This window comes from Pseudoduganella guangdongensis (assembly GCF_009857475.1).
GTDB classification, from domain to species: domain Bacteria; phylum Pseudomonadota; class Gammaproteobacteria; order Burkholderiales; family Burkholderiaceae_D; genus Rugamonas; species Rugamonas guangdongensis.
Genome location: NZ_WWCJ01000006.1, coordinates 1 through 20,501, shown reverse-complemented (window position 1 = coordinate 20,501; position 20,501 = coordinate 1). Strand labels below are relative to the sequence as shown.

Genomic DNA, 20,501 nt, shown 5'->3' with positions numbered 1-20,501 from the left:
GTCATGCGCCAGGTGCTGACCCTTCTTGCAGTGCTGTTGGCGGCTTATCTCGCGGTGTGCGCGCTGGTGTTTTTCCAGCAGCGCAGCATGCTGTACTTCCCGCAGAAGTTCAGCGGCGGCGAGCTGTTGCCGCTGGGCGGCGGCACGCGCGTGGGCGTCACGCGGCTGGAGCTGCCGGGGCCGGGCGCGGTGCTGTATTTCGGCGGCAATGCGGAGGCGGTGGCGGGCAGCCTGCCGGAGCTGCAGGCGGTGTTTCCCGGCCAGTCGCTGTACCTGATGCACTATCGCGGCTACGGTGCCACGCCGGGCGCGCCGACGGAGGAGGGCTTGCATGCCGATGCGCAGGCGCTGTACGAATACGTGCGGGCGCGCCATCCGCAAGTGACGCTGGTCGGGCGCAGCCTGGGCAGCGGCGTCGCTACGCGCCTGGCCAGCGAGCGGGCGGTGGACCGGCTGGTGCTGGTCACGCCTTATGACAGCATGGCGGCGGTGGCGGGCCACCATTACCGCTGGCTGCCGGTGCGGCTGCTGCTGCGCGACCGTTACGAGTCGGCGCGTTATGCGGCCAGTGTCAACGCCCCCACCACCCTCCTGGTCGCCGAACACGATGACGTGATCCCGCGCGCCAGCAGCGAAGCGCTGCACCGCAGCTTCCGGCCCGGCCTCGCCACCTTGCGCGTGGTGCCCGACGTCGGCCACAACGATATTTCGCTGCGTGCCCTGAATTCCGACTGAACTTTCCCGCTGCGGCTTGCTCTAAACCCTGTCAACATCTAATACAGGGAGCTCGTCATGAGCACCGCCGCCGAAGAAATGACCGAGTGCATCAATGCGCTAATGGAACTCGTTTCCGCATTGCACCGCTTGATGGACAGCTATCCCGAGTTGCGGGAACACTTGCTGCCGGCCACCTTGCGACTAAGTGAAACGTTGCCGTGCGTGTCGTTTTTCCTGAGCATGGATACGGGCGAGATCAATAAACGGCTCACTGAAGTGGAACGCAGGCTGAGCGTGCTTGAGGTCGATGTAGCCCAGCTCAAAGCGGATGTTGCGCAGATTAAGTCGGACATTGCGCAGATTAAGCTGGAGGTTGCGCGCATCAGTTCTAGTCTGGCTCAGATTCGGGAGGTATTTGCGGGAGTGAACGCGCGGATGGATTCCTTAGCCACCAAGGAGGAATTGCATATCGCATTGCACAAGCAGACGTGGCGCATCAGCGGAGTCATCACCGCGCTAGTGGCGGCGGTGTATTTTATTACCGACTACCTTCACTGAAACGCAGCGAGCTTGGCGCGGATGGCGGGGCCGGTGGAAAGTTGCGGGTTGGAGTAGCCGTCGTCCTTGCCGGCCTCGATCTCGCGCAGGCGGATCACCTCGCGCGCGGCGGCGTGGGCTTGTTCGAAGGAGCGCGTGTGGCGCCGCAACTGCTCGTCGAACATGGCGCGGCCAAAGAAGGTCAGTTCCGATTTGTAGCCGCAGCCGTAAGAGGTGTGGTCGGCATCGGCCGCCGTCATCACCATGGTGGCGTCGCCTGCCAGCGGTGCGATCCAGCTGCCGGAATAGCAGGCCGATACCGCCACCACGCGGTGGCGGATGCCGGCTTCGTCCAGCCAGGCGCGCAGCTTGGCCGGCGTGAGTTCGGCCAGTTCCAGCGGCCAGAAATTGGCCGCCAGCTGGCCGTCGCGCGCGCCGTGCGAAGTGAGGTAGAGGAACAGCACGTCCTGCTCTTTGTCCATGGTGCGCGCCACGGACTGGATGGCGCGCCGCAGGTTGGGCGCGGTGGCCCAGGGCAGGGTGTTAGCGGTGTCGAGGTGATTGACCAGCTGCAGGGATCGGCCGCCGGTATCGAAGCGCGCCGCCATCACCTCCGCCACCATCTGGCTCTCGCGCCGGAATACCTCGTCGCCATAGGGCGCAAAGGTCAGCGCGTACATATCGGTGCGGCCCGGGCGCTGCGGCGCCAGGGCGGCCAGCTGGCGCGCCAGCAGCACCGGCTGCGCCTCCAGCAAGTCGTCGGTCAGTTTCAGGTAGCGCGCCGGCTGGCCGGCGCCGTCGTCGTCGGCCTGGGCGGCCTGCGCGTTCTTCTCGGGATACCAGAAGTCGGGCTGGCGCGCCGCCACGCCCAGCGCCACCACGCCGGCCATCATGCCGCCGGCCAGGGCCAGCGGCCAGCGCCGGCCACGCCCGCCGCGCGCCAGCAGCACCAGTTGCGCCAGGATCGCCACGCCATGCGGCACGGCCCACAACACCCAGGCGCCCCAAGGACCCAGGTGGCGCACGGCCCATTGTTCCGAGCCGCTGTACAGCAGGCCGAGGAAGCTCAGGCCGAGGAACAAGTCGAGCCAGAAGACTTGCGCCAGCAGCAGGGTGGCCAGCATGGCCAGGTTGGGCGCGGCGCCCGGGCGCGGGCAGGGGCCGCTGCCGCGCAGCAGCAGGGCGTAGAAGGGCAGCAGGGCGAATGGCAGCCAGCCGTAAGCCACCGCCTGCCAGTAGAACAGGGCCGGGCCGTCGACATAGTAGCGCTGGAACAGCACGGCCTGCGCCAGCACCAGCGCCACCAGGGCCGCCACTACACCCGCTCCCGGGCCGTAGGCCAGCCCCAGGGCGGCCCAGCGCGGCGAACGGAAAAGGGCGGTGGACGCGCCTGCGCGCAAACACCGCCCCAGCGAAGGCAGGAATTTATTGGAGCTCAAGTTCTACGCGCCTGGCCTTGCCGCTCTCGCCCGGGAAGCCGGTGAAGGCGCTTTGCACCAGCAGCGGCATCACTTGCGGCGTCGATTGGCGGCGGCTGGTGTTTTGCACCGTCACGTCGAACAGCTTTTTGCCGTTCAGGCTATTGATGGTGACGCGCAGGTGGCGGTCGTAGTTGTGCTGCACCGTTTCGCGGAACTCCATCGGGCCCCACAACCAGGGGTCGTAGAAGGGACGGTGGTAGAAGCCATAGTAGCGATAGCGGTAGGGGTAATAGCCCCAGCGCGGATAACCCCAGGGACCGGCGCGCATCATCCACGGGTCGGTCGCGGTCAGCACTTTGACCGGGCGGTCCACGGTGGTGAATTGCATGCCCACGCTCAACTGGGCGTCGCGCGCGCTGGCGGCCTGGCTGAAGCCCAGCTTGGCCAGCTCGCCGCTGACCAGGTTCTGGTAGCTGCGGTATTCCAGCGTGTCCTCGCCGGGCGGCGGGGCCTCAAAGACGTATGATTTTTCCTGCAAGTCGCCGGGCCACTGATGGAACACGGTAACGTCGCTGCGCAAGGTCGTGGCGCAACCGCTCAGCAACAGGGTGGTGGCTGCCACCAGGATGGCTAGCGCTCTCATGGCAAAGCTCCTTATCAACACTCACAGGTCAGTTTAATCCGGCAACATGCCTTTCGCCTAATTATTACAGAATGTTACCCCCAAAGGGAGAGCGGAAAAGAATCGGGCGTAAGCCGTGGCCGGTATTGGTAAAATAGCCTTCTTTGTCCTTGTTCGCCCAAACCATGCGCACCGACAGCCCGCAAACGATTTACCGCAAAGATTACACCCCGCCCAGCTACCTGGTGGAGACCGTGGAACTGGGCTTCGACCTGGATCCGGAATGCACCGTGGTCGCCAACCGCGTCCAGCTGCGCCGCAACCCGGCCGGCAAGAGCCGCGACCTGGTGCTGCATGGCGAGGCGATCGAGCTGGTGGCGCTGCGCATGAACGGCGTGGCGCTGCAGCCCAGCCAGTACATCGTGGCCAACAACACGCTGACCATCCGCAACGCCCCGGCCGAGGTGCTGCTGGAAATTGAAACCACCTGCGTGCCGGCCGAGAACACCACCCTGTCCGGCCTGTACACCTCGGGCAGCGGCTTCTATACCCAGTGCGAGGCGGAGGGCTTCCGCCGCATCACCTACTTCCCCGACCGGCCGGACGTGATGGCGCGCTACACCGTGATGCTGCGCGCCGACAAGGAGCAGTACCCGGTGCTGCTCTCCAACGGCAACCTGCTGGAAGAGGGCGACCTGGGCGACGGCCGCCACTACGCCAAATGGGAAGACCCGTTCAAGAAGCCGTCCTACCTGTTCGCCCTGGTGGCGGCGCGCCTGGTGTGCCAGGAGGAGACCTTCACCCTGAAGTCCGGCCGCGAAGTGCTGCTGCAGGTGTGGGTGGAAGACGGCAACCTGGATAAGACCGACTACGCCATGCAGTCGCTCAAGAACTCGATCCGCTGGGACGAGGAGCGCTGGGGCCTGGAGCTGGACCTGGACCGCTTCATGATCGTGGCCGTGGGCGACTTCAATATGGGCGCCATGGAGAACAAGGGCCTGAACATCTTCAACACCAAGTTCGTGCTGGCCAATCCGCGCACCGCGACCGATATCGACTACTCCGGCATCGAAGCGGTGGTGGGCCACGAGTACTTCCACAACTGGACCGGCAACCGCGTGACGTGCCGCGACTGGTTCCAGCTGTCGCTGAAGGAAGGCCTGACCGTGTTCCGCGACCAGGAATTCTCCTCCGACATGATCGGCACCGACAGCGGCCGCGCCGTGACCCGCATCGACCAGGTGCGCACCTTGCGCCAGGCCCAGTTCCCGGAGGACGCGGGCCCGATGGCGCACCCGGTGCGCCCCGACTCCTTCGTCGAGATCAACAACTTCTATACGGTCACGATTTACGAGAAGGGCGCGGAAGTGGTGCGCATGTACCAGACCTTGCTGGGCCGTGAAGGCTTCCGCAAGGGCATGGACTTGTATTTCGAACGGCATGACGGCCAGGCCGTGCAGTGCGACGATTTCCGCGCCGCCATGGCGGACGCCAACCAGCGCGACCTGCAGCAGTTCGAGCGCTGGTACAGCCAGGCCGGCACGCCGGTGCTGGCCGCCAGCGGCCGCCACGACGCCGCCCAACAGGTGTACGAGCTGACCCTGCGCCAGTCCTGCCCCGCCACGCCGGGCCAGGCCAAGAAGCTGCCTTTCCACATTCCGGTGGCGGTGGGTTTGCTGGGGCGCGACGGCCGGGACCTGCCGCTGCTGGTGGGCGGCAAGGCGCTTGGCACGACCACCGTGCTGGAGCTGACCGCGGCCGAACAGACCTTCCGCTTTGAAGGCGTGGCCGAGGCGCCGGTGCCGTCCATCCTGCGCGACTTCTCGGCGCCGGTGGTGCTGCAGTACCCGTACAGCGACGACGAGCTGCTGCACCTGTTCCGCTACGACAGCGACCCGGTCAACCGCTGGGAAGCCGGCCAGCGCCTGGCCATGGAGCGCCTGCTGGCGCTGGCGCAGGCGGTGCTGGACGGCCAGCCGCTCAAGCTGGACGACACCTATATCGCCGCCCTGCGTGCGCTACTGACCGACAGCGCGCTGGATGCCGCCTTCCGCGAGCAATGCCTGATCCTGCCGTCGGAAACCATCATCGCCGAGCAGATGGAGGTGGTGCACCCGCAGGCGATCCACAGCGCGCGCCAGTTCATGCGCCATGCGATCGGCGGCGCCCTGCGCGCCGAACTGCTGCAGGTGTACGCCGCCAACGCCACGCCCGGCCCGTACAGCCCGGACGCCGTATCGGCCGGCAAGCGCGGCCTGAAAAACGTGGCGCTGGCCTACCTGCTGGTGCAGCCGAACGCGGACGCGGTGAAGCTGGCCGGCGAGCAGTTCGCCGCCGCCAGCAATATGACCGACCGCGCCGCCGCGCTGTCGGCCCTGATCCACAGCGGCGCCGACGCCGGCAAGCAGCTCGACGCCTTCTACAAGGACTTCAAGGGCGAAGCGCTGGTGGTGGACAAATGGTTCGCCATGCAGGGCTCCGCGCCGCACACCAATGTGGCCAAGGTGCGCGAGCTGATGAAGCATCCCGCCTTCACCCTGAAGAACCCGAACCGCGCGCGCAGCTTGCTGTTCAGCTTCTGCAACAACAACCCGTCGCAGTTCCACACCGTGGACGGCAGCGCTTACGAGTTCTGGGCCGAGCATGTGATCAAGCTCGACGCCCTGAACCCGCAAGTGGCGGCGCGCCTGGCGCGCAGCATGGACCGCTGGCGCCGGTACGCGCCGGCGCTGCAAATCCATATGCGCCACGCGCTGGAAAAAGTCGCCGCCACCACGCCGCTGTCGAACGATGTGATGGAAGTCGTCAGCAAGGCGCTGGCAAACTAAGAATTCAACTCACTAGGGAAACCATGAAACGTATCAGCCTGACCCAATACCTCGTTGAGGAACAACGCCTGCACCACTCGATCCCGGCCGAACTGCGCCTGCTGATCGAGGTGGTGGGCCGCGCCTGCAAAACCATTTCCCACAGCGTTGGCAAGGGCGCGCTGGGCGAAGTGCTGGGCGCGCTGGAGAGCGAAAACGTGCAGGGCGAGGTGCAGAAAAAGCTGGACGTGATCTCCAATGAAATCCTGCTGGAAGCGAACGAGTGGGGCGGCCACCTGGCGGCCATGGCGTCGGAAGAGATGGAAGACATCCACCCAATCCCGAACCGCTACCCGAAAGGCGAATACCTGCTGGTGTTCGACCCGCTGGACGGCTCCTCCAACATCGACGTCAACGTCTCCATCGGCACCATCTTCTCCGTGCTGAAGGCGCCGGAAGGCATGGTCGAACCGACCGAGAAGGACTTCCTGCAGCCGGGCGCCAAGCAAGTGGCCGCCGGCTACGCCGTGTACGGCCCGCAAACCCTGCTGGTGCTCACCACCGGCAACGGCGTGAACTGCTTCACCCTGGACCGCGAGATGGGTTCGTGGGTGCTGACCCAGCGCAATATGCAGATCCCGGCCAAGACCAAGGAATTCGCCATCAACGCCTCCAACCAGCGCCACTGGCACGCGCCGGTGCAGCGCTACATCGGCGAACTGCTGGCCGGCACCACCGGCCCGCGCGGCACCGATTTCAATATGCGCTGGATCGCCTCCATGGTGGCCGACGTGCACCGCATCCTGAACCGCGGCGGCATCTTCATGTACCCGGCCGACCTGCGCGACCCGTCCAAGCCGGGCCGCCTGCGCCTGATGTACGAAGCGAACCCGATGGCCTTCATTGTGGAACAGGCGGGCGGCATGGCGACCGACGGCAAGCGCCGCATCCTCGACATCCAGCCGGAGAAGCTGCACCAGCGCGTGCCGGTCTTCCTCGGCTCGCGCGACGAAGTGGCGCTGGTGACCAGCTACCACCAGGAGTAAGTGCAATTATTGCAACCCGCGCTTGCGTGCCTGCCAGCCGCTAGTTATAATCCGGACTCTTTGCCGGTGTAGCTCAGTTGGTAGAGCAGCTCATTCGTAATGAGAAGGTCGTAGGTTCGATTCCTATCTCCGGCACCAGGACGTACAGAAACCCTGCCAGGTCATTGATCTGGCAGGGTTTTTTCGTTTTCGGGGGGCGGCTGCGGAAGCAGTTTCTCTTCGTGGATTTGTTGACGCAGTTCAGTAGCGACGCGATCGATTTTGGGATCGAGGCGAATGAAATCGGCCCGCAATTGTGTTTCCTGTGCCATCACAATGACCACGGTCGCTTCCGTTAGCTTTGGGCCAAAAGTGCAATCAGCGCGAGAAGAATTGCGACCTGAAGGGCGACCATCAGGTGGTGTTGGGCGTCCATGCGTGCGTTGATTTTTCCACCGCCTCGTGCAACCTTCATGGCGTTCTCCAGCCTGGTGATACGTTCCTCGTGGTTGGCGAGCTCGGGTGGGGGCGTGGCGTCCATGGCAGCTCCTGGAAGGATCCTACCATTTTCGCCACGCGTCGCAGCGCGTATTTGATGCCGCGCAAAGGCGCGCGGCGCTGGCTTACTTGACGTTACGGTCGAGGAAGCCGCGCATCAGCTTGCCGATTTTCGCGCTATCTTCTTCCAGGGCGAAGTGACCGGTGTCGAGCAGGTGCAGCTCGGCTTTCGGCAGGTCGCGCAAGTAAGGCGTGGCGCCGGCGGCGGGGAAGATCTGGTCGTTCTTGCCCCAGGTGATCAGCATCGGCGGCTGGTGCTTGCGGAAGTAGGCTTGCCATTCCGGATAGCGCGCCGGGTTGCTGCCGTAGCTGTAGAACAGCTCGAGCTGGATTGCCTTGTTGCCGGGGCGGTCCAGGTAGGCCTGGTCCACCGTCCATGCGTCGGGGCTGATCTTGCTGGCGTCGCGCGCGCCGTGGGTGTATTGCCATTTGGTGGCGTCGATCTCGAGGAAGGGTTTCAGCTTGGCGCCGTTGGCTTCGCTCTTGTCGGCCCAGTAGAGCTTGATTGGCGCCCAGAAGGCGTTGTCGATGCCTTCGTGATAGGCGTTGCCATTCTGGACCACGATGGCCGACACGCGCTCGGGGTGGGCGGTGGCCAGGCGGAAGCCGATCGGGGCGCCGTAGTCTTGCACGTATAAGGCGTACTTGCTGGCGCCAACGGCGGTGGTGAACTTGTCCACCACGCTGGCGAGGTTGTCGAAGCTGTAGGTGAATTTGTCCAACGCCGGTGCGTCGCTCTGGCCGAAACCAGGGTAGTCAGGGGCGATCACACGGTAGCGTTCGGCCAGTTGCGGGATCAGGTTGCGGAACATCTGCGAGGAGGTAGGGAAGCCGTGCAGCAGCAGCACGGTCGGCGCGTCTTTCGGGCCGGCTTCGCGGTAGAAGATGTTGATGCCATCGACTTTCACGCTGCGATAGCTGACCTCGGTTGGGGCGGTGGCGGCGGATGCGGTGGCGCCAGCGAAGGCGAGGGTCAGGGCCGCTGCGATGTGAGAGGTTTTCATGTTCGCTTCCTTCAAAGTGAGTTGGGATGAGTGGATTGTAGGAAGCGCTGCCCGGGGCCGGAACTATGCGTGGAGAAACAAACTGTTTCGCTACGCGATGCCTCGCGCACGGTGTGAACAAGGCGCCCGACAGGCACCTTCTGCGCACACTCAATTCAGGTGCGGGTGCGCGCGCAGTTGCTGCGCCAGCAGGTCGATGAACTTGCGCACCTTGGAAGAGCCGTACTTGCTCTCGCGGTGCAGGATGTGCACCGGCCACGGCTCCTCTTCATACTCCGGCAGGATGATGCGCAAGCGGCCGTCGGCCAGCTCCTCCGCCATCTGGTAGGACAGCAGGCGGCAGATGCCCAGCCCATCGACCGCGGCGCGGATGGCGGAGTCGATGCTGGTGATGGTCAGGCGCGGTTTCAGGCGCACCGTGAGGCTGTCTTCGCCGAGGCCGAACTTCCACTCGACACGCGGCGCGAGGTGGCTGGCGGCGATGATGCTGTGCCGCTCCAGATCGGACGGATGCTGCGGTACGCCATGCCGCGCCAGGTACTCCGGCGACGCGCACAGCACGCGCCGCATGCGTCCCACGCGCAGCGCCTTCATGCTGGAGTCGGACAGGTGGCCCAGGCGCACGGCAACATCCATGCCTTCCTCAATCAGGTTGACCGGGCGGTCGAGGAAGTAGGCGGCGATGTCGACCTCCGGGTATTCCTTCAGGTACTGCACGATGCAGGGCGTGACAAAGACTTTCCCGAACAGCACCGAGGCGGTGATGTTCAGCTTGCCCTTGGGCGTGGTATCGCCGCCGGCCACTGCATCGTTGGCTTCCTCAATGCTGGCCAAAATACTGCGGCAATCATCCAGGTAGCGCTGCCCGGCCTCGGTCAGGCGCACATGGCGGGTGGTGCGCTGCAGCAGCTGGGCGCCCAGCTTTTCCTCCAGCGCCGCCACCGCGCGCGTGATGGCGGCGGGCGACAGATTCAGGCTGCGCGAGGCGGCGGCGAAGCTTTCCTGCTCGCCGACGGCGACAAACACGGTCATCAGGTGCATGTGGTCCATGCGGAAATCTTAACCCAGATTAACTTTTTCCAGTTGCAATCATTGCATGTTTGAATGCGAATGATTATCATTTGTGTTCAATTCTTATTCCAGTGATGATATGTCCATTCAAAAAACAATTATCGCGGCCAGCCTGGCCGCACTCGGGGTTCCTGCATGCGCCGCCGACGCCGGCGGCATCGCCGATGGCAGCGTGGTGGTGGTCACCGCCTCCATGCGCGCCCACACCGTGGCGGGCGCGCCGGCCTTCACCACCGTCCTCACCGCCGAAGACATCGCCAAATCGCCGGCCAACGGCCTGGCCGACCTGCTGCGCGACAGCGTGGGCGTAAACAACCAGGTGGACGACAGCGGGCGCGACGAAATCCGCATCCGCGGCCTGGGCGGCAAGTACACCCTGATGCTGGTGAACGGCAAGCGCGTGTCGTCCGGTGGCGCCTTGTGGCGCGGCGGCGATTTCGATTTCAGCTCGATCCCGCTGTCCAGCATCAAGCGCGTGGAAATCGTGCGCGGCCCGATGGCGGCGCTGTACGGCTCGGACGCCATGGGCGGCGTCATCAACATCATCACCTGGCCGGCCAGCAGGGAATGGAAGGGCGGCGTCAGCGGCGAATACCGCACCATCGGCAGCGGCTACGACGGCGACCAGTTGCGCGTCGGCGCCCACGCGGCGGGCGCCCTGAGCGACACGCTCAGCCTGTCCATCGGCGGCGAGCGCTATGACCGCGACGCCTGGTGGAGCGCGCCGGCCAGCGACAAGACCCGCACCCCGCGCCTGGAGGAGAAAAAGGCCAGCAACCTGACCGGCACCCTGACCTGGCAACTGGCGCAGAACCAGTCGCTCGACTTCGACCTGGGCTACAACCAGGACAAGCGTCCGCGCGTGATGTACTACTACGCCTACAACCCGCAGCGCAATGTCGAGACCAAGGACATCCGCGACCAGGAGATTGAGCGCAAGACCTACGGCGTGACGCACCGCGCCGACTGGGGCTGGGGCAACACCACGGCTTACCTGACGCGCGAGAACGCGGAGATCCAGGACTTCAACACGCGCTACAACGCGCCGCAGCAGCGCACCCTGAAGGAAGAAAACACCTACGCCAAGTTCTACGGCAACACCACGCTCGGCATCAACGCCGTCACCGCCGGCATCGACCTGCGCCGCCAGGTGATCCGCGACGCCGCCAGCTACCTCGATACCGGCAAAGTCGGCACCGACAGCAAGGCCTTCTTCGTGGAAGACGAACTGGCCCTGGCCAAGGACCTGCGCCTGACCCTGGCCGGCCGCGTCGACGACAACAGCGTGTTCGGCAACCACTTCTCGCCCAAGGGCTACCTGGTGTGGCAGGGCAGCGATGCGCTGACCGTCAAGGGCGGCATCAGCAAGGCCTTCAAGGCGCCGGACTCCTACCAGCTGAGCAAGGAATACCGCATCGTCAGCTGCGGCGGCAGTTGCACCCTGGCCGGCAATCCGGACCTGGTGCCGGAAACCAGCACCAACTACGAGGCTGGCTTCGAGCTCCACCAGAAGGGCTGGGACCTGACCGCCGTGGTGTTTAAGAACGACGTGGAGGACATGATCGTCGCCACCTACGACCCGGTGAAGAACGCGCGCCGTTGGGTCAACGTGGCGCAGGCCAAGACCAAGGGCCTTGAGCTGGAAGCCAGCCTGCAGCTGCACCCCGCGCTCACCCTGTCCGGCAACTTCACCCACCTGAAGGCCGACTACATCAACGAGAAGGGCGTCACCACGGTGCTGGACAACCGCCCGGAAAACAGCGGCCGCGTGGGCCTGGCGTACACCGCCATGCCGGGCGTGCAGGCTTCGCTGGTGGCGCACTACACCGGCAAGCAGTACTACTCCAACAAGGAGCTGCCGGGCTATATGCGCTACGACCTGGGCTTGTCGGGCAAGGTGGGCCGGCACTGGACCCTGCGCACCGGCGTGAAAAACCTGAGCAACGTCGACCTGTCGAAGAAGAGCAAGGACTTCAGCTTCTTTGAGCTGGGCCGCAACTACTACGTCAGCGCCGCTTACGGCTTCTGAGTGCGCGGCATGATCCTGTTCCTGCTACTTGATATCGCCGGCTGCTGCCTGCTGTACCTGAGCCACCGCCACCAGGGCTGGCTGGCGCAGCCGATCGGCCCGCTGGGCGGCGCCACCGGCGCCCTGGCACTGCTGCTGTCCCTGGCCGCCGCCTGCGCCGTGCTGTCGCCGCTGGCGGCGGTCTTCGCCTGGATCGTGGTCAGCATGCTGGTCTTCAGCCTGCTGCCCTTTGGTTCGCTGTTGAAAGGAAAAGCATGAAGACCGGAGCAGTCGCCATCCACCCCGACTGGTGGAGCAAGACCTTGGCCGGCGGCGTCCTCGGCGCCACGCTGGCGCTGGCGCTGGCCGGCCTGTTCGCCTGGCTCGGCCCGGGCGGCATCGACGCGCGCGAGAAGCCGCAATTCGTCATGTGGAGCATCGCGCCCTTGTGGATGATCGTGTTCTCCACGGTCTACCTGTTCCGCACCGGCCTGCGCGCGCTGTTGTGGCTGGGCGGCGCCAATCTGGCCGCCTACGGCCTGCTGTTGTATGTGCGGGGTTGAACGATGAAAATCCGTAGCGATATTTTGCGCGTCTACCAGTCGCTGCACACCTGGACCGGCATCTGCGCCGGCATCCTGCTGTTCATCGGCTTCTTCGGCGGCGCGCTAACCATGTTCAAGCAGCCGCTCGAGCGCTGGGTCAGCCCACCCTCGGCCCCCATCGCGGCGCTGGCGCCGCAGCAGATGGACCGCGTGGTGGCGCAGGTGCTGGCGCAGCACCCGGCGGCGCGCCAGGAGTTCACCCTGCATGTGCAGCGCGACGAGGCCAACCCGGCGCCGGTGACCTGGAGCGCGGGCGAGGGCGGGCGCGAGCTGCAGCTGGACGCCATGCGCTGGCAAGCCACGCTGGATGCGGACGGCAGCGTGCAGGCGCAGCAAGTGCGCCCCTCGCTGTTCGGCGAGCTGGTCGACATGCTGCACCGTACCGGCGGCATTCCCGGCCACCTGGGCGACGAATACGTTGGCGTCTACCTGATGGGCGTGGCGGGCGTGCTCTACTTCCTGGCGCTGGTGTCGGGCTTGATCCTGCTGCTGCCAACCCTGGTGAAGGATTTCTTCGCCCTGCGCCAGGGCAAGAACCGCAAGCGCTTCTGGCTCGACGCGCACAACGTGGTCGGCATCGCCAGCCTGCCGTTCCACATCGTCATCAGCCTGACGGTGATCGTGTTCGCCTTCCACGACCAGTTCTACGACGCCCTGCAGCAAGTGGTGTACGGCGAACGCAAGATGTGGGTGCGCCCGGCCGGCGCGCCCGGTCCGGGCGATGCCACGCGGCTGATGCCGGCCAGTGAACTGGTCAAGCGCGTGCAGCAGCAGGCGCCCGGCTTCGCCGTGACCGAGCTGCTGTACATGGATGTCGAGGGCAAACGCCCGCTGGTCCGCGCCGGCGTGGCGCACCAGGGCTATGTGGTGCGCGGTGCGGTGTCCGGCTACGTGCTGCTGGAGCCCTACACCGGCCAGGTGCTCAACACCAGCATGCTGCCCACCAAGAGCGACACCTGGAGCCGCATCGTGGCGCCGTTCTTCTCGCTGCACTTCGGCAGCTATGGCGGCGACTGGATGCGCTGGGTGTATTTCGTGTTCGGCCTGGCCGGCGCCTTCCTGTTCTACAGCGGCAACCTGCTGTGGGTGGAGAAGCGCCGCAAGAACCAGTTGCGCGGGCAGGAAGCCTTGCCGCTCCAGCCGCGCCGCACGCTGCTGCTGGCGGCGGCCACGGTAGGGATTTGCCTGGGCAGCGTGGCCGGCGTGGCGGGCGCGCTGCTGGCGGCCAAGTGGCTGCATGGCGCCGTCGCCAACCTGAACGCGACCCTGATGACGGCGTACTACAGCGTTTTCCTGGCGTGCGTGGGGTGGGCCTTCTGGCGCGGCGCGGCGCGCGCCGGGGTCGAGTTGCTGGCCTTGTGCGCGCTGCTGGGGCTTGCGGTTCCGGCCACCTCGCTGCTGGCGCTGGCCTTCCCGTCACTGGGCATGTGGGCGCACGGCAGCCTGGGCGTGCTGGCGGTGGATGCGACCGCCCTGGTGCTGGCGCTCTTGCTTACCTGGGGCGCGCGCCTGGCATATCGCCGTGCGCGCAGCGGGCCGGGTGACAGCGTGTGGTCGCACGCGGCAGGTGGCGCTGCCGGCATGGCGGCAGCTGCGGGCCAGCCAGCGCCGGCCGTGCCATCGGTCGCGCCGCCGGCCGCCGCGGCGGTGGCGGGCGACGCGCCGCGCTAAGGCAGCTCAAAACTCCACCCACTCGCCGGCGCCGTCGCGCACGACATTGGCCTTGGCTTTGGCGCGCGCTGGAATGCTGTGCTGGGCCGGCGCCGGCTGCGCCAGGGCAGGGCGCGCTGCCGGCTGGGCTTTCGCTGCCGGGCGGGCTGCCGCGGCTGCGCGGGCCGGCGCTTTAGCCGGCGCGTGCGGCGCTGCGGCCATGGTGATGGCCGAGCTGGTGGCCGCCTTGTGCAAGGTGAACACCGCCACCAGTTCCGACAGCTGGCCGGCCTGGTTCTGCAGCGATTCGGCGGCGGCGGCCGCTTCCTCCACCAGCGCCGCGTTCTGCTGCGTCACATGGTCCATTTCGGTGATGGCGGTATTGATCTGGTCAATGCCGTTCGACTGTTCGGCGCTGGCGGCCGAGATTTCCGCCATGATGTCGCCCACGCTGGCGATGCTGGCCACCACTTCATCCATGGTGCGGCCGGCCTGGTCCACCAGCTTGCTGCCGGTTTCCGCGCAGGCCACCGAGTTTTCGATCAGCGTCTTGATTTCCTTGGCCGCATCGGCCGAGCGGTGCGCCAGGGTGCGCACTTCATTCGCCACCACGGCAAAGCCGCGCCCCTGGTCGCCGGCCCGTGCCGCTTCCACCGCCGCGTTCAGGGCCAGGATATTGGTCTGGAAGGCGATGCCGTCGATGACGGAAATAATGTCGACCACGCGTTTCGACGCTTCGTTGATGGAGCCCATGGTATCGACCACCTGCGCCACCACGGCGCCGCCGCGCGTCGCCACTTCCGACGCGGTGGTGGCCAGCTGGTTGGCCTGGCGCGCATTGTCGGCGTTCTGGCGCACGGTGGAAGTCAGTTCCTCCATCGACGACGCGGTTTCCTCCAGCGAGCCGGCTTGTTGTTCGGTGCGCGAAGACAGGTCCTGGTTGCCGACGGCGATCTGCTGGGTGGCGGCGGCCATGGTTTCGGTGCCGGCGCGCACCTGGCCCACGATATTGGCCAGGCTGTCACGCATGCGGCCCATGGCGAACAGCATGCTCGAATTGTCGTGCGGTTTGGTGCGGATCTCGACCGACAGGTCGCCTTCGGCGATGCGGGCGGCAATGGCGGCCGCTTCGGCCGGTTCGCCGCCCAGCTGGCGCTGCAGCGAACGGGTGATCCAGGCGCCCAGGCCCAGGCCCATCATGGCGCTGCCAACCACCAGCATGAGCATGAAGCTGCGGCTCGATTCGTACAGCGCGGCACCGGCCTTGGCCGCGTCTTCCGCGTTTTTCTCTTTCATCTTGGCCAGTTCGTTCATGCGCTCATCGACGGTATTGGCCTTCTTGGCCATGCCGCCGGTGACGAAGGCGGCCAGTTCGTTGTTGGCTTGCAGCGGCTGCTCCTTCATGCGCTGCAGGGTGAGCTGCACGTCGCTGTCGTAGGCGTCCAGGTCTTGCTTGAGCTGCGCCATCAAGGCGCGTCCGGCCGGCGTGTAGAAGCGCTTCTCCGCTTCGGCCAGGTTGTCGCGCACTTCCTTGCGGCGCGCTTCCACGCGGCTATGGTGGGTGGCGCGTTCCGCTTCGCTGGACGACAGCAGCATGCTGCGCATGGCGCGGCCGATGTAAATCAGGCTGATATTGGCTTCCTTGACGTAGGACAGGCCGAGCAGCTCGCGCTCGTACATGCGCTCGTTCATGTCATGGATTCGGCCCATGTTGACGATGCCGATGCCGGCCACGATGGCGCCGCTCAGGGCCACAGCAATAAAGCTCATTAGCAGGCGGGTGCCGACTTTCATTTGATTGAATTTCATGATGATTTCTCCACGGGATAGGGTTTCAGGCGGCCAGCGGAAGTGCGGCAGCGGCAGTGACATCGGCCAGCAGCATGGACAGGTCAGCCAGCTGCAGCATTCGCTCGTCCACAGTAGCGATGCCGGTCAGGTAGTCGTGGCGGAAATTCGGGCCGCTTGGGGGCGGCGGTTTAATCTGTTCGGCTTGCAGGTTGATCACGTCGGACACGCTGTCAACCACAATGCCGATTTGCTGTTCTTTCACGGCCAGCACGATGACCACGGTGGTGGCGTTGTAGCTGGCGTCGTACATGCCCAGCTTCAGGCGCAGGTCGACGATGGGGATGATGCAGCCGCGCAGGTTGACCACCCCTTTCAGGTAGTGCGGCGCATTGGCCAGGCGCGTCACCGCGCTGTAGCCGCGCAGTTCGCGCACGGCATGGATGTCGATGCCAAATTCTTCCGTACCAAGGCGGAAGGCCAGTACTTCGGCATGTTCGTTTTGCTGGGCCATGGTTATCCTCGTCGCGGGCGCGAGCCAAGGCTAACCGGCAAGGGCAGCAGCTCGCTATTCGTTAATATTGGGATGCAAGTATCGGCGGAGGCGGGGCCGATGGAAGGTGCGCTGTGGGGCCCAACAGGAAGTTGGGCAGCGGCAACAGATTCAATTCTAGTCCGCGAATGCCACAGGAAATCCTCCAATTGTCACAAGTGGACAAAATCCCACAGTGGCGTTCCTGCAAGTTAGTGCAGGAATTGCAGCACCGCCCGCAGGTAGGCCTGCGGCTGCTCGACGTTCGGCAGGTGGACCGTGGGCAGGGTGAGCAGGCGCGCGCCGGGTATGGCGGCCGCCAGTTCGGCGCCATGGCGCGCCGAGGTCACGGTGTCGTCGGCGCCGGCGATCACCAGGGTGGGCGCGTCGACCAGGCGCACGGTGCGCCGCAGGTCGGCGTCGCGCACCGCGGCCAGCGATGCGGCCAGCCCCTGGCGTTCGGTGGCCAGCAGCATGGCGCGGAAATGCCCGATCAGCGGGCCGTCCGCCTGCAGCATGGCGGCGGGGAACCAGCGCTCCAGGAAGCCTTCGGCAATGTCGCGCATGTCGTGCGCGGCGCGCACGGCGGCAATCTGCTGGTCGAAGCCGTCCGGCCCCAGGCTGGCGGCGGTATTGGACAGGATCAGGCGGCCGATGCGCTGCGGCGCGTGGATGGCCAGCCATTGGCCGATAAAGCCGCCCAGCGACAGGCCGAGGAAGTGGGCGCGCTCGATGCCCAGCGCGTCCATCAGCTCCAGCACGTCGCGCCCCATGCGGTCCAGCGAGTAGTCGCCGGGCGGCACGCCGGACGCGCCGTGCCCGCGCGTATCGAAGCGCAGCACGCGGAAGTGGCGCGCCAGCTGCTCCGCCGTGCCATCCCACATGCGGTAGCTGGTGCCGATGGAGTTGGACAGGATCAGCGCGGGCAGGTGGTCGGCGCCGTCGAAACGGTAGGCGATGCGCACCTTGTCGCCGGTGGTGATATGCATGGTTCGGTCCCCTCAAAGAATGTCGATGGGGCGATGGTAGGGGCGCGCCGGGCGGGAATATATTATAAAGTTCGGCGTATCTTTGTAAGGAATATGGACAATGAGCGCCTTCACCCTGCACGACCTGCAATGCTTCGACGCCGTGGCCCGCTGCGGCGGTTTCCAGGCCGCAGCCGAACTGCTGCACCGCTCCCATCCCGCCGTGCATGCGGCGGTGACGCGCCTGGAGCACCAGCTTGGCCTGCAGCTGCTGGACCGCAGCGCTTACCGGGTGGCGCTGACGCCGGCCGGTCAATCCTTCCACGCCCGGGCGCAGGCCACGCTGGCCGAACTGGCGGGCCTGCAGGTGCATGCGCAGCAGCTGGCCATGGGCCAGGAGGCCGAGTTGCGGGTGGTGATCGGCGATATTTGCCCGCAGCGCGAGGTGCTGGCCACCCTGGCTGGTTTTTTCCGGCGCCATCCGCGCACCCGCCTGCATGTGCAGGTGGAGGCCGTCGGCGGGCCGGTGGAGCGCCTGCTGGCTGGCGCAGCAGACCTGGTGGTGCACGCGGTGGAGAAAAGCGACGCGCGCCTGGAGTGGATCGACCTGGCGCAGGTGCCCTTTGTGCCGGTGGCGGCGCCGGGCTTTCTGCGCCTGCCGCCGTCGCGCGCCTTGCGCCCGGCGCAGCTGCGCCCTTACACCCAGTGCATCATCCGCGACACGGCGGCGCAGCCGGGGCGCAGTTACTTCATGGTGGAAGGCGCCCCGCAATGCTCGGTGCCGGACCAGGCGATGAAGAAGGAAATCATCCTCCAGGGCTTGGCCTGGGGGCATTTGCCGCGCTTCCTGGTGGAACGCGAACTGGAAGAGGGGAGTTTGCTGTCGCTGGCCGGACGCTACCTGCCGGGCAGCGTGGAGGAACTGGTGGCGGCGCGCCGCAGCGACCGGCCGCACGGGCCGGTCGCGCAGGAATTATGGCAATTCCTTAGTAGCTCGCAATGGCGGCCGGCTGGCCGTTCTTGAAGTTGAAGATGGTGACCGGCGAGGACTTCATATCGCCCTTGGCGTCGAAGGCGTAGGTGCCCGACACGCCCTTGTAGCTGCCGGCGGCGATATCGGCGCCGACCTTGGCCGGGTCGATGGTGTTGAGCTTTTGCATGGAGGCGGCGTACATCAGCACCGCGTCATAGTAGGCCGAGGCGTAGACGTCCGGATCGGCCTTGAAGCGCTGCTTGAACTTGGCCTTGAAGGCCGGGCCGGAAGCGGCCTTCTCCAGCAGCGCGCCGCCTTGCGCGCACAGCACGTTGTCGCCTACCGCGTTGCCGCCCAGCTTGCCCATTTCAGCGGTGCAGATGGTATCGCCGCCCAGCAGCTTGGCCTGGATGCCCAACTGCTTCATCTGGCGCGCCATCGGTGCGCCCTGCGGCGCGTAGCCGCCGAAGAACACCGCCTGCACATTCTTCGATTTCAGCTTGGTCAGGATGGCGGTGAAGTCGACCGCCTTGTCGGTGGTGTATTCATGGCCGGCCACCTGCAGGCCGGAGGCGCGCGCCTGCTTCTTGAACTCTTCCGCCAGGCCCTGGCCGAAAGCGGTGCGGTCGTCGATCACGGCCACGCTTTTCACCTTCAGCTCATTGGCGGCGTAGAGCGCCATCTTGGAGCCGAGCTGGGTGTCGCTGGCGTTGATACGAAAGATGCCTTTGTAACCTTGTTGCGTTAACTTGGGGTTGGTGGCCACCGGCGCGATCAGGGCGCCGGCTTCGTTGTAGATGCGGGAGGCCGGAATGGCGACGCCCGAGTTGTACGGGCCGACCACGTATTTGACGCCGGCATCGGCCAGCTTCTGCGCGGCGGAGACGCCGGCTTTCGGATCGCCCTGGTCGTCTTCCGACAGCAGTTCGAACTTCACCTTCTTGCCGCCGACCGTGATCGGCTTGGCGTTCAGCTCCTCCACCGCCAGGCGCGCGCCGTTTTCATTGTCCTTGCCGGAGAACGCTTGCGCGCCCGACAACGGGCCGCTATGGCCGATCTTGACTACCAGGTCCTGCGCGCAGGCGCTTGCGGCCATGGCCAACAGCGCCACTGCGCCTACCGAGTGCTTCAGCTTCATCCGGGGTCTCCCATTATGTGTAGATGGCGTGATTATCCACAACTTTGGGAATGGGGCAAGCTGCGCCGGCAATTGCGCCGCCCGGCGCCGCGCCAGCGCGTCAGGGAGCGCGGCGCGGCTTGGGCAGGGAAGCCGGTCTTTGCTGGCGCGCGAGGGCGGCGTTGATGCGGTCGATCAGGCCGTCGTCCTTGTCTTTGGCGATGGCGAAGAATTGCTGGTTCTCGATTTGCACGGGCTGGGGCAGGACGCTCAGGGTTACGCCGTAGGGCAGCGCCAGGTCGCGCGCCAGCGGCGCGACATAGGCGCGCAGTTCGGCTTCCACTTCTGCCGCATTCTGCCAGCTGGGCTGGTAAAGCAGCACAGCGTCCACCCGCTTCAGCAACAGCCGCTGCAAGCGCGTGGCGCGCGAGGGGATCTCGTCCTCCACCCGGAACAGTTTGTTGCGCGCTTGTTCGAACTGCTCGCCGTAGCTGTAGCCGCGCGCGGCGCCGATGGTCTTGCCTGTCAGGTCGGCCAGCGACGCGAAGGGGAAGGTGGCGTCGCTGCGCGTCACCAGCCACAGCGTGTTGCGCATGGCGGGCTCGCTGTAGCGCATCGCGCGCAGGCGCTCGCTGGTCTTGGGCAGGCCGAACACCAGGCCGGCGCCGCCGCGCGCATTGCGCTCGGCGCGCGCCCAGGGATACATGCGGATCTCGAATTTGACGTCCAGTTCCTGCTGCAGGTAGTCGAACAGCTTGTGCTGCCAGGCGCGCAGGGGCTTGACCTTGCCGTGCTCATCCAGCGCTTCGCCGACGATGAGCGTGACGGTCTGCGGTTCCGCCAGGGCGGGCAGGGCAAGGACGCTGGCCAGCAGGGCGGCGCTGCAGAATAGGCGGCGGGGCAGGGAAGTCATGCGCCCGATTATGCAGATGTCTGGTGGGCGCGGCCAGCACCACGCCGTTCCAGTAGTGCGTGACAGTAACATTGTGTTGGCAATCAGGCACTGTTGTCGATATTGCTGCCGGGGGGCGGCGGGCGGCCGTCGGGCGCCGCCGGGGTCTCGTCGGCGGCGGGGCGCGCGGCGTCGGCAGCGCCGCC

20 protein-coding genes and 1 tRNA gene are annotated in these 20,501 nt (G+C 65.9%); 10 read left to right on the top strand and 11 right to left on the bottom strand.

The genetic code is table 11. The features are described 5' to 3' along the window. Positions 1-3 precede the first annotated feature (3 nt). Entirely contained in the window at positions 4-735 is a 732-nt protein-coding gene (locus tag GTP41_RS09435; protein ID WP_161025332.1) for an alpha/beta hydrolase, read from the top strand. Positions 736-792: 57 nt separating this feature from the next. Next, positions 793-1,275 (top strand): hypothetical protein, encoded by a 483-nt coding sequence (locus GTP41_RS09430; protein ID WP_161025331.1) that lies wholly within the window; start codon positions 793-795, stop codon positions 1,273-1,275. On the opposite strand, the gene GTP41_RS09425 is transcribed toward GTP41_RS09430, so the two are convergent. Both GTP41_RS09425 and GTP41_RS09420 read right to left on the bottom strand, forming a co-directional pair. Next, positions 1,269-2,693, bottom strand: coding sequence for a C13 family peptidase (locus GTP41_RS09425; protein WP_229502806.1), 1,425 nt, complete (start codon positions 2,691-2,693; stop codon positions 1,269-1,271). The two genes, GTP41_RS09430 and GTP41_RS09425, sit on opposite strands and share 7 nt — an antisense overlap. Further along, positions 2,680-3,318, bottom strand: coding sequence for a DUF4136 domain-containing protein (locus GTP41_RS09420; RefSeq protein WP_161025330.1), 639 nt, complete (start codon positions 3,316-3,318; stop codon positions 2,680-2,682). The genes GTP41_RS09425 and GTP41_RS09420 overlap by 14 nt, the downstream gene beginning before the upstream one ends. Positions 3,319-3,482: 164 nt before the next feature. On the opposite strand from GTP41_RS09420, the gene pepN reads away from it, so the two are divergent. The 3 genes from pepN to GTP41_RS09405 all read left to right on the top strand — a co-directional run bounded on the left by pepN (position 3,483) and on the right by GTP41_RS09405 (position 7,288). Further along, complete coding sequence (gene pepN / locus GTP41_RS09415) at positions 3,483-6,125, top strand: aminopeptidase N (protein WP_161025582.1); 2,643 nt, start codon at positions 3,483-3,485, stop codon at positions 6,123-6,125. Between the two features lie 23 nt (positions 6,126-6,148). Continuing rightward, positions 6,149-7,150: a class 1 fructose-bisphosphatase gene (locus GTP41_RS09410; RefSeq protein WP_161025329.1), complete on the top strand. Its 1,002-nt coding sequence runs from the start codon at positions 6,149-6,151 to the stop codon at positions 7,148-7,150. 62 nt (positions 7,151-7,212) lie between these two features. After that, positions 7,213-7,288: transfer RNA gene (locus tag GTP41_RS09405), tRNA-Thr, on the top strand. A gap of 23 nt (positions 7,289-7,311) precedes the next feature. On the opposite strand, the gene GTP41_RS09400 is transcribed toward GTP41_RS09405, so the two are convergent. The 4 genes from GTP41_RS09400 to GTP41_RS09385 all read right to left on the bottom strand — a co-directional run bounded on the left by GTP41_RS09400 (position 7,312) and on the right by GTP41_RS09385 (position 9,741). Continuing rightward, a complete protein-coding gene (locus GTP41_RS09400) occupies positions 7,312-7,473 on the bottom strand; it encodes a hypothetical protein (RefSeq protein WP_161025328.1) in 162 nt (53 codons plus the stop codon). An 11-nt stretch (positions 7,474-7,484) separates the two neighbouring features. Then, positions 7,485-7,670 carry a hypothetical protein gene (locus GTP41_RS09395; protein ID WP_161025327.1) on the bottom strand — a complete coding sequence of 62 codons (186 nt, stop codon included), beginning with the start codon at positions 7,668-7,670 and terminating at the stop codon, positions 7,485-7,487. Between the two features lie 82 nt (positions 7,671-7,752). Further along, positions 7,753-8,691, bottom strand: coding sequence for an alpha/beta fold hydrolase (locus GTP41_RS09390; protein ID WP_161025326.1), 939 nt, complete (start codon positions 8,689-8,691; stop codon positions 7,753-7,755). Positions 8,692-8,841: 150 nt separating this feature from the next. Further along, on the bottom strand, positions 8,842-9,741 hold the full coding sequence (locus tag GTP41_RS09385) for a LysR family transcriptional regulator (RefSeq protein WP_161025325.1): 900 nt from the start codon (positions 9,739-9,741) through the stop codon (positions 8,842-8,844). A 100-nt stretch (positions 9,742-9,841) separates the two neighbouring features. Here GTP41_RS09385 and GTP41_RS09380 point away from each other — a divergent pair, with 100 nt between their 5' ends. Genes GTP41_RS09380 through GTP41_RS09365 form a run of 4 tightly spaced genes read left to right on the top strand, consistent with a single transcriptional unit; the run spans position 9,842 to position 14,046 of the window. Further along, positions 9,842-11,791, top strand: coding sequence for a TonB-dependent receptor plug domain-containing protein (locus GTP41_RS09380; protein ID WP_161025324.1), 1,950 nt, complete (start codon positions 9,842-9,844; stop codon positions 11,789-11,791). Positions 11,792-11,800: 9 nt separating this feature from the next. Further along, the gene (locus GTP41_RS09375) at positions 11,801-12,049 is read left to right on the top strand and encodes a hypothetical protein (protein ID WP_161025323.1); all 249 of its coding nucleotides are present in this window, start codon (positions 11,801-11,803) and stop codon (positions 12,047-12,049) included. Continuing rightward, a complete protein-coding gene (locus GTP41_RS09370; protein WP_161025322.1) occupies positions 12,046-12,333 on the top strand; it encodes a hypothetical protein in 288 nt (95 codons plus the stop codon). Before GTP41_RS09375 ends, GTP41_RS09370 begins: the two co-directional genes overlap by 4 nt. Before the next feature lie 3 nt (positions 12,334-12,336). Then, positions 12,337-14,046, top strand: a complete 1,710-nt coding sequence (locus GTP41_RS09365) for a PepSY-associated TM helix domain-containing protein (RefSeq protein ID WP_161025321.1) — start codon at positions 12,337-12,339, stop codon at positions 14,044-14,046. A 6-nt stretch (positions 14,047-14,052) separates the two neighbouring features. Here GTP41_RS09365 and GTP41_RS27800 read toward each other — a convergent pair whose 3' ends face one another. From GTP41_RS27800 to pcaD, 3 genes are all read right to left on the bottom strand, one after another. After that, complete coding sequence (locus GTP41_RS27800; protein WP_308700843.1) at positions 14,053-15,834, bottom strand: methyl-accepting chemotaxis protein; 1,782 nt, start codon at positions 15,832-15,834, stop codon at positions 14,053-14,055. Positions 15,835-15,859: 25 nt separating this feature from the next. Continuing rightward, a complete protein-coding gene (locus tag GTP41_RS09355) occupies positions 15,860-16,327 on the bottom strand; it encodes a chemotaxis protein CheW (RefSeq protein ID WP_161025320.1) in 468 nt (155 codons plus the stop codon). A gap of 230 nt (positions 16,328-16,557) precedes the next feature. Beyond that, positions 16,558-17,334 (bottom strand): 3-oxoadipate enol-lactonase, encoded by a 777-nt coding sequence (gene pcaD, locus GTP41_RS09350; protein WP_161025319.1) that lies wholly within the window; start codon positions 17,332-17,334, stop codon positions 16,558-16,560. Between the two features lie 100 nt (positions 17,335-17,434). On the opposite strand from pcaD, the gene GTP41_RS09345 reads away from it, so the two are divergent. Then, the gene (locus tag GTP41_RS09345) at positions 17,435-18,337 is read left to right on the top strand and encodes a LysR family transcriptional regulator (protein WP_161025318.1); all 903 of its coding nucleotides are present in this window, start codon (positions 17,435-17,437) and stop codon (positions 18,335-18,337) included. Here GTP41_RS09345 and GTP41_RS09340 read toward each other — a convergent pair. Beyond that, positions 18,300-19,424, bottom strand: a complete 1,125-nt coding sequence (locus GTP41_RS09340; RefSeq protein WP_161025317.1) for a branched-chain amino acid ABC transporter substrate-binding protein — start codon at positions 19,422-19,424, stop codon at positions 18,300-18,302. The genes GTP41_RS09345 and GTP41_RS09340 overlap by 38 nt on opposite strands. Positions 19,425-19,524: 100 nt before the next feature. Continuing rightward, complete coding sequence (locus GTP41_RS09335) at positions 19,525-20,316, bottom strand: substrate-binding periplasmic protein (RefSeq protein ID WP_161025316.1); 792 nt, start codon at positions 20,314-20,316, stop codon at positions 19,525-19,527. Positions 20,317-20,501 lie beyond the last annotated feature (185 nt).

What these genes read in the sequence shown, in the direction of transcription:
- pcaD (WP_161025319.1), bottom strand. Translation starts at nt 17,334, where the DNA reads ATGCATATCACCACCGGCGACAAGGTGCGCATCGCCTACCGTTTCGAC.
- GTP41_RS09395 (WP_161025327.1), bottom strand. Translation starts at nt 7,670, where the DNA reads ATGGACGCCACGCCCCCACCCGAGCTCGCCAACCACGAGGAACGTATC.
- GTP41_RS09390 (WP_161025326.1), bottom strand. Translation starts at nt 8,691, where the DNA reads ATGAAAACCTCTCACATCGCAGCGGCCCTGACCCTCGCCTTCGCTGGC.
- GTP41_RS27800 (WP_308700843.1), bottom strand. Translation starts at nt 15,834, where the DNA reads ATGAAATTCAATCAAATGAAAGTCGGCACCCGCCTGCTAATGAGCTTT.
- GTP41_RS09355 (WP_161025320.1), bottom strand. Translation starts at nt 16,327, where the DNA reads ATGGCCCAGCAAAACGAACATGCCGAAGTACTGGCCTTCCGCCTTGGT.
- GTP41_RS09380 (WP_161025324.1), top strand. Translation starts at nt 9,842, where the DNA reads ATGTCCATTCAAAAAACAATTATCGCGGCCAGCCTGGCCGCACTCGGG.
- GTP41_RS09410 (WP_161025329.1), top strand. Translation starts at nt 6,149, where the DNA reads ATGAAACGTATCAGCCTGACCCAATACCTCGTTGAGGAACAACGCCTG.
- GTP41_RS09430 (WP_161025331.1), top strand. Translation starts at nt 793, where the DNA reads ATGAGCACCGCCGCCGAAGAAATGACCGAGTGCATCAATGCGCTAATG.
- GTP41_RS09385 (WP_161025325.1), bottom strand. Translation starts at nt 9,741, where the DNA reads ATGGACCACATGCACCTGATGACCGTGTTTGTCGCCGTCGGCGAGCAG.
- GTP41_RS09345 (WP_161025318.1), top strand. Translation starts at nt 17,435, where the DNA reads ATGAGCGCCTTCACCCTGCACGACCTGCAATGCTTCGACGCCGTGGCC.
- GTP41_RS09375 (WP_161025323.1), top strand. Translation starts at nt 11,801, where the DNA reads ATGATCCTGTTCCTGCTACTTGATATCGCCGGCTGCTGCCTGCTGTAC.
- GTP41_RS09370 (WP_161025322.1), top strand. Translation starts at nt 12,046, where the DNA reads ATGAAGACCGGAGCAGTCGCCATCCACCCCGACTGGTGGAGCAAGACC.
- GTP41_RS09435 (WP_161025332.1), top strand. Translation starts at nt 4, where the DNA reads ATGCGCCAGGTGCTGACCCTTCTTGCAGTGCTGTTGGCGGCTTATCTC.
- GTP41_RS09340 (WP_161025317.1), bottom strand. Translation starts at nt 19,424, where the DNA reads ATGAAGCTGAAGCACTCGGTAGGCGCAGTGGCGCTGTTGGCCATGGCC.
- GTP41_RS09420 (WP_161025330.1), bottom strand. Translation starts at nt 3,318, where the DNA reads ATGAGAGCGCTAGCCATCCTGGTGGCAGCCACCACCCTGTTGCTGAGC.
- GTP41_RS09335 (WP_161025316.1), bottom strand. Translation starts at nt 20,316, where the DNA reads ATGACTTCCCTGCCCCGCCGCCTATTCTGCAGCGCCGCCCTGCTGGCC.
- GTP41_RS09365 (WP_161025321.1), top strand. Translation starts at nt 12,337, where the DNA reads ATGAAAATCCGTAGCGATATTTTGCGCGTCTACCAGTCGCTGCACACC.
- pepN (WP_161025582.1), top strand. Translation starts at nt 3,483, where the DNA reads ATGCGCACCGACAGCCCGCAAACGATTTACCGCAAAGATTACACCCCG.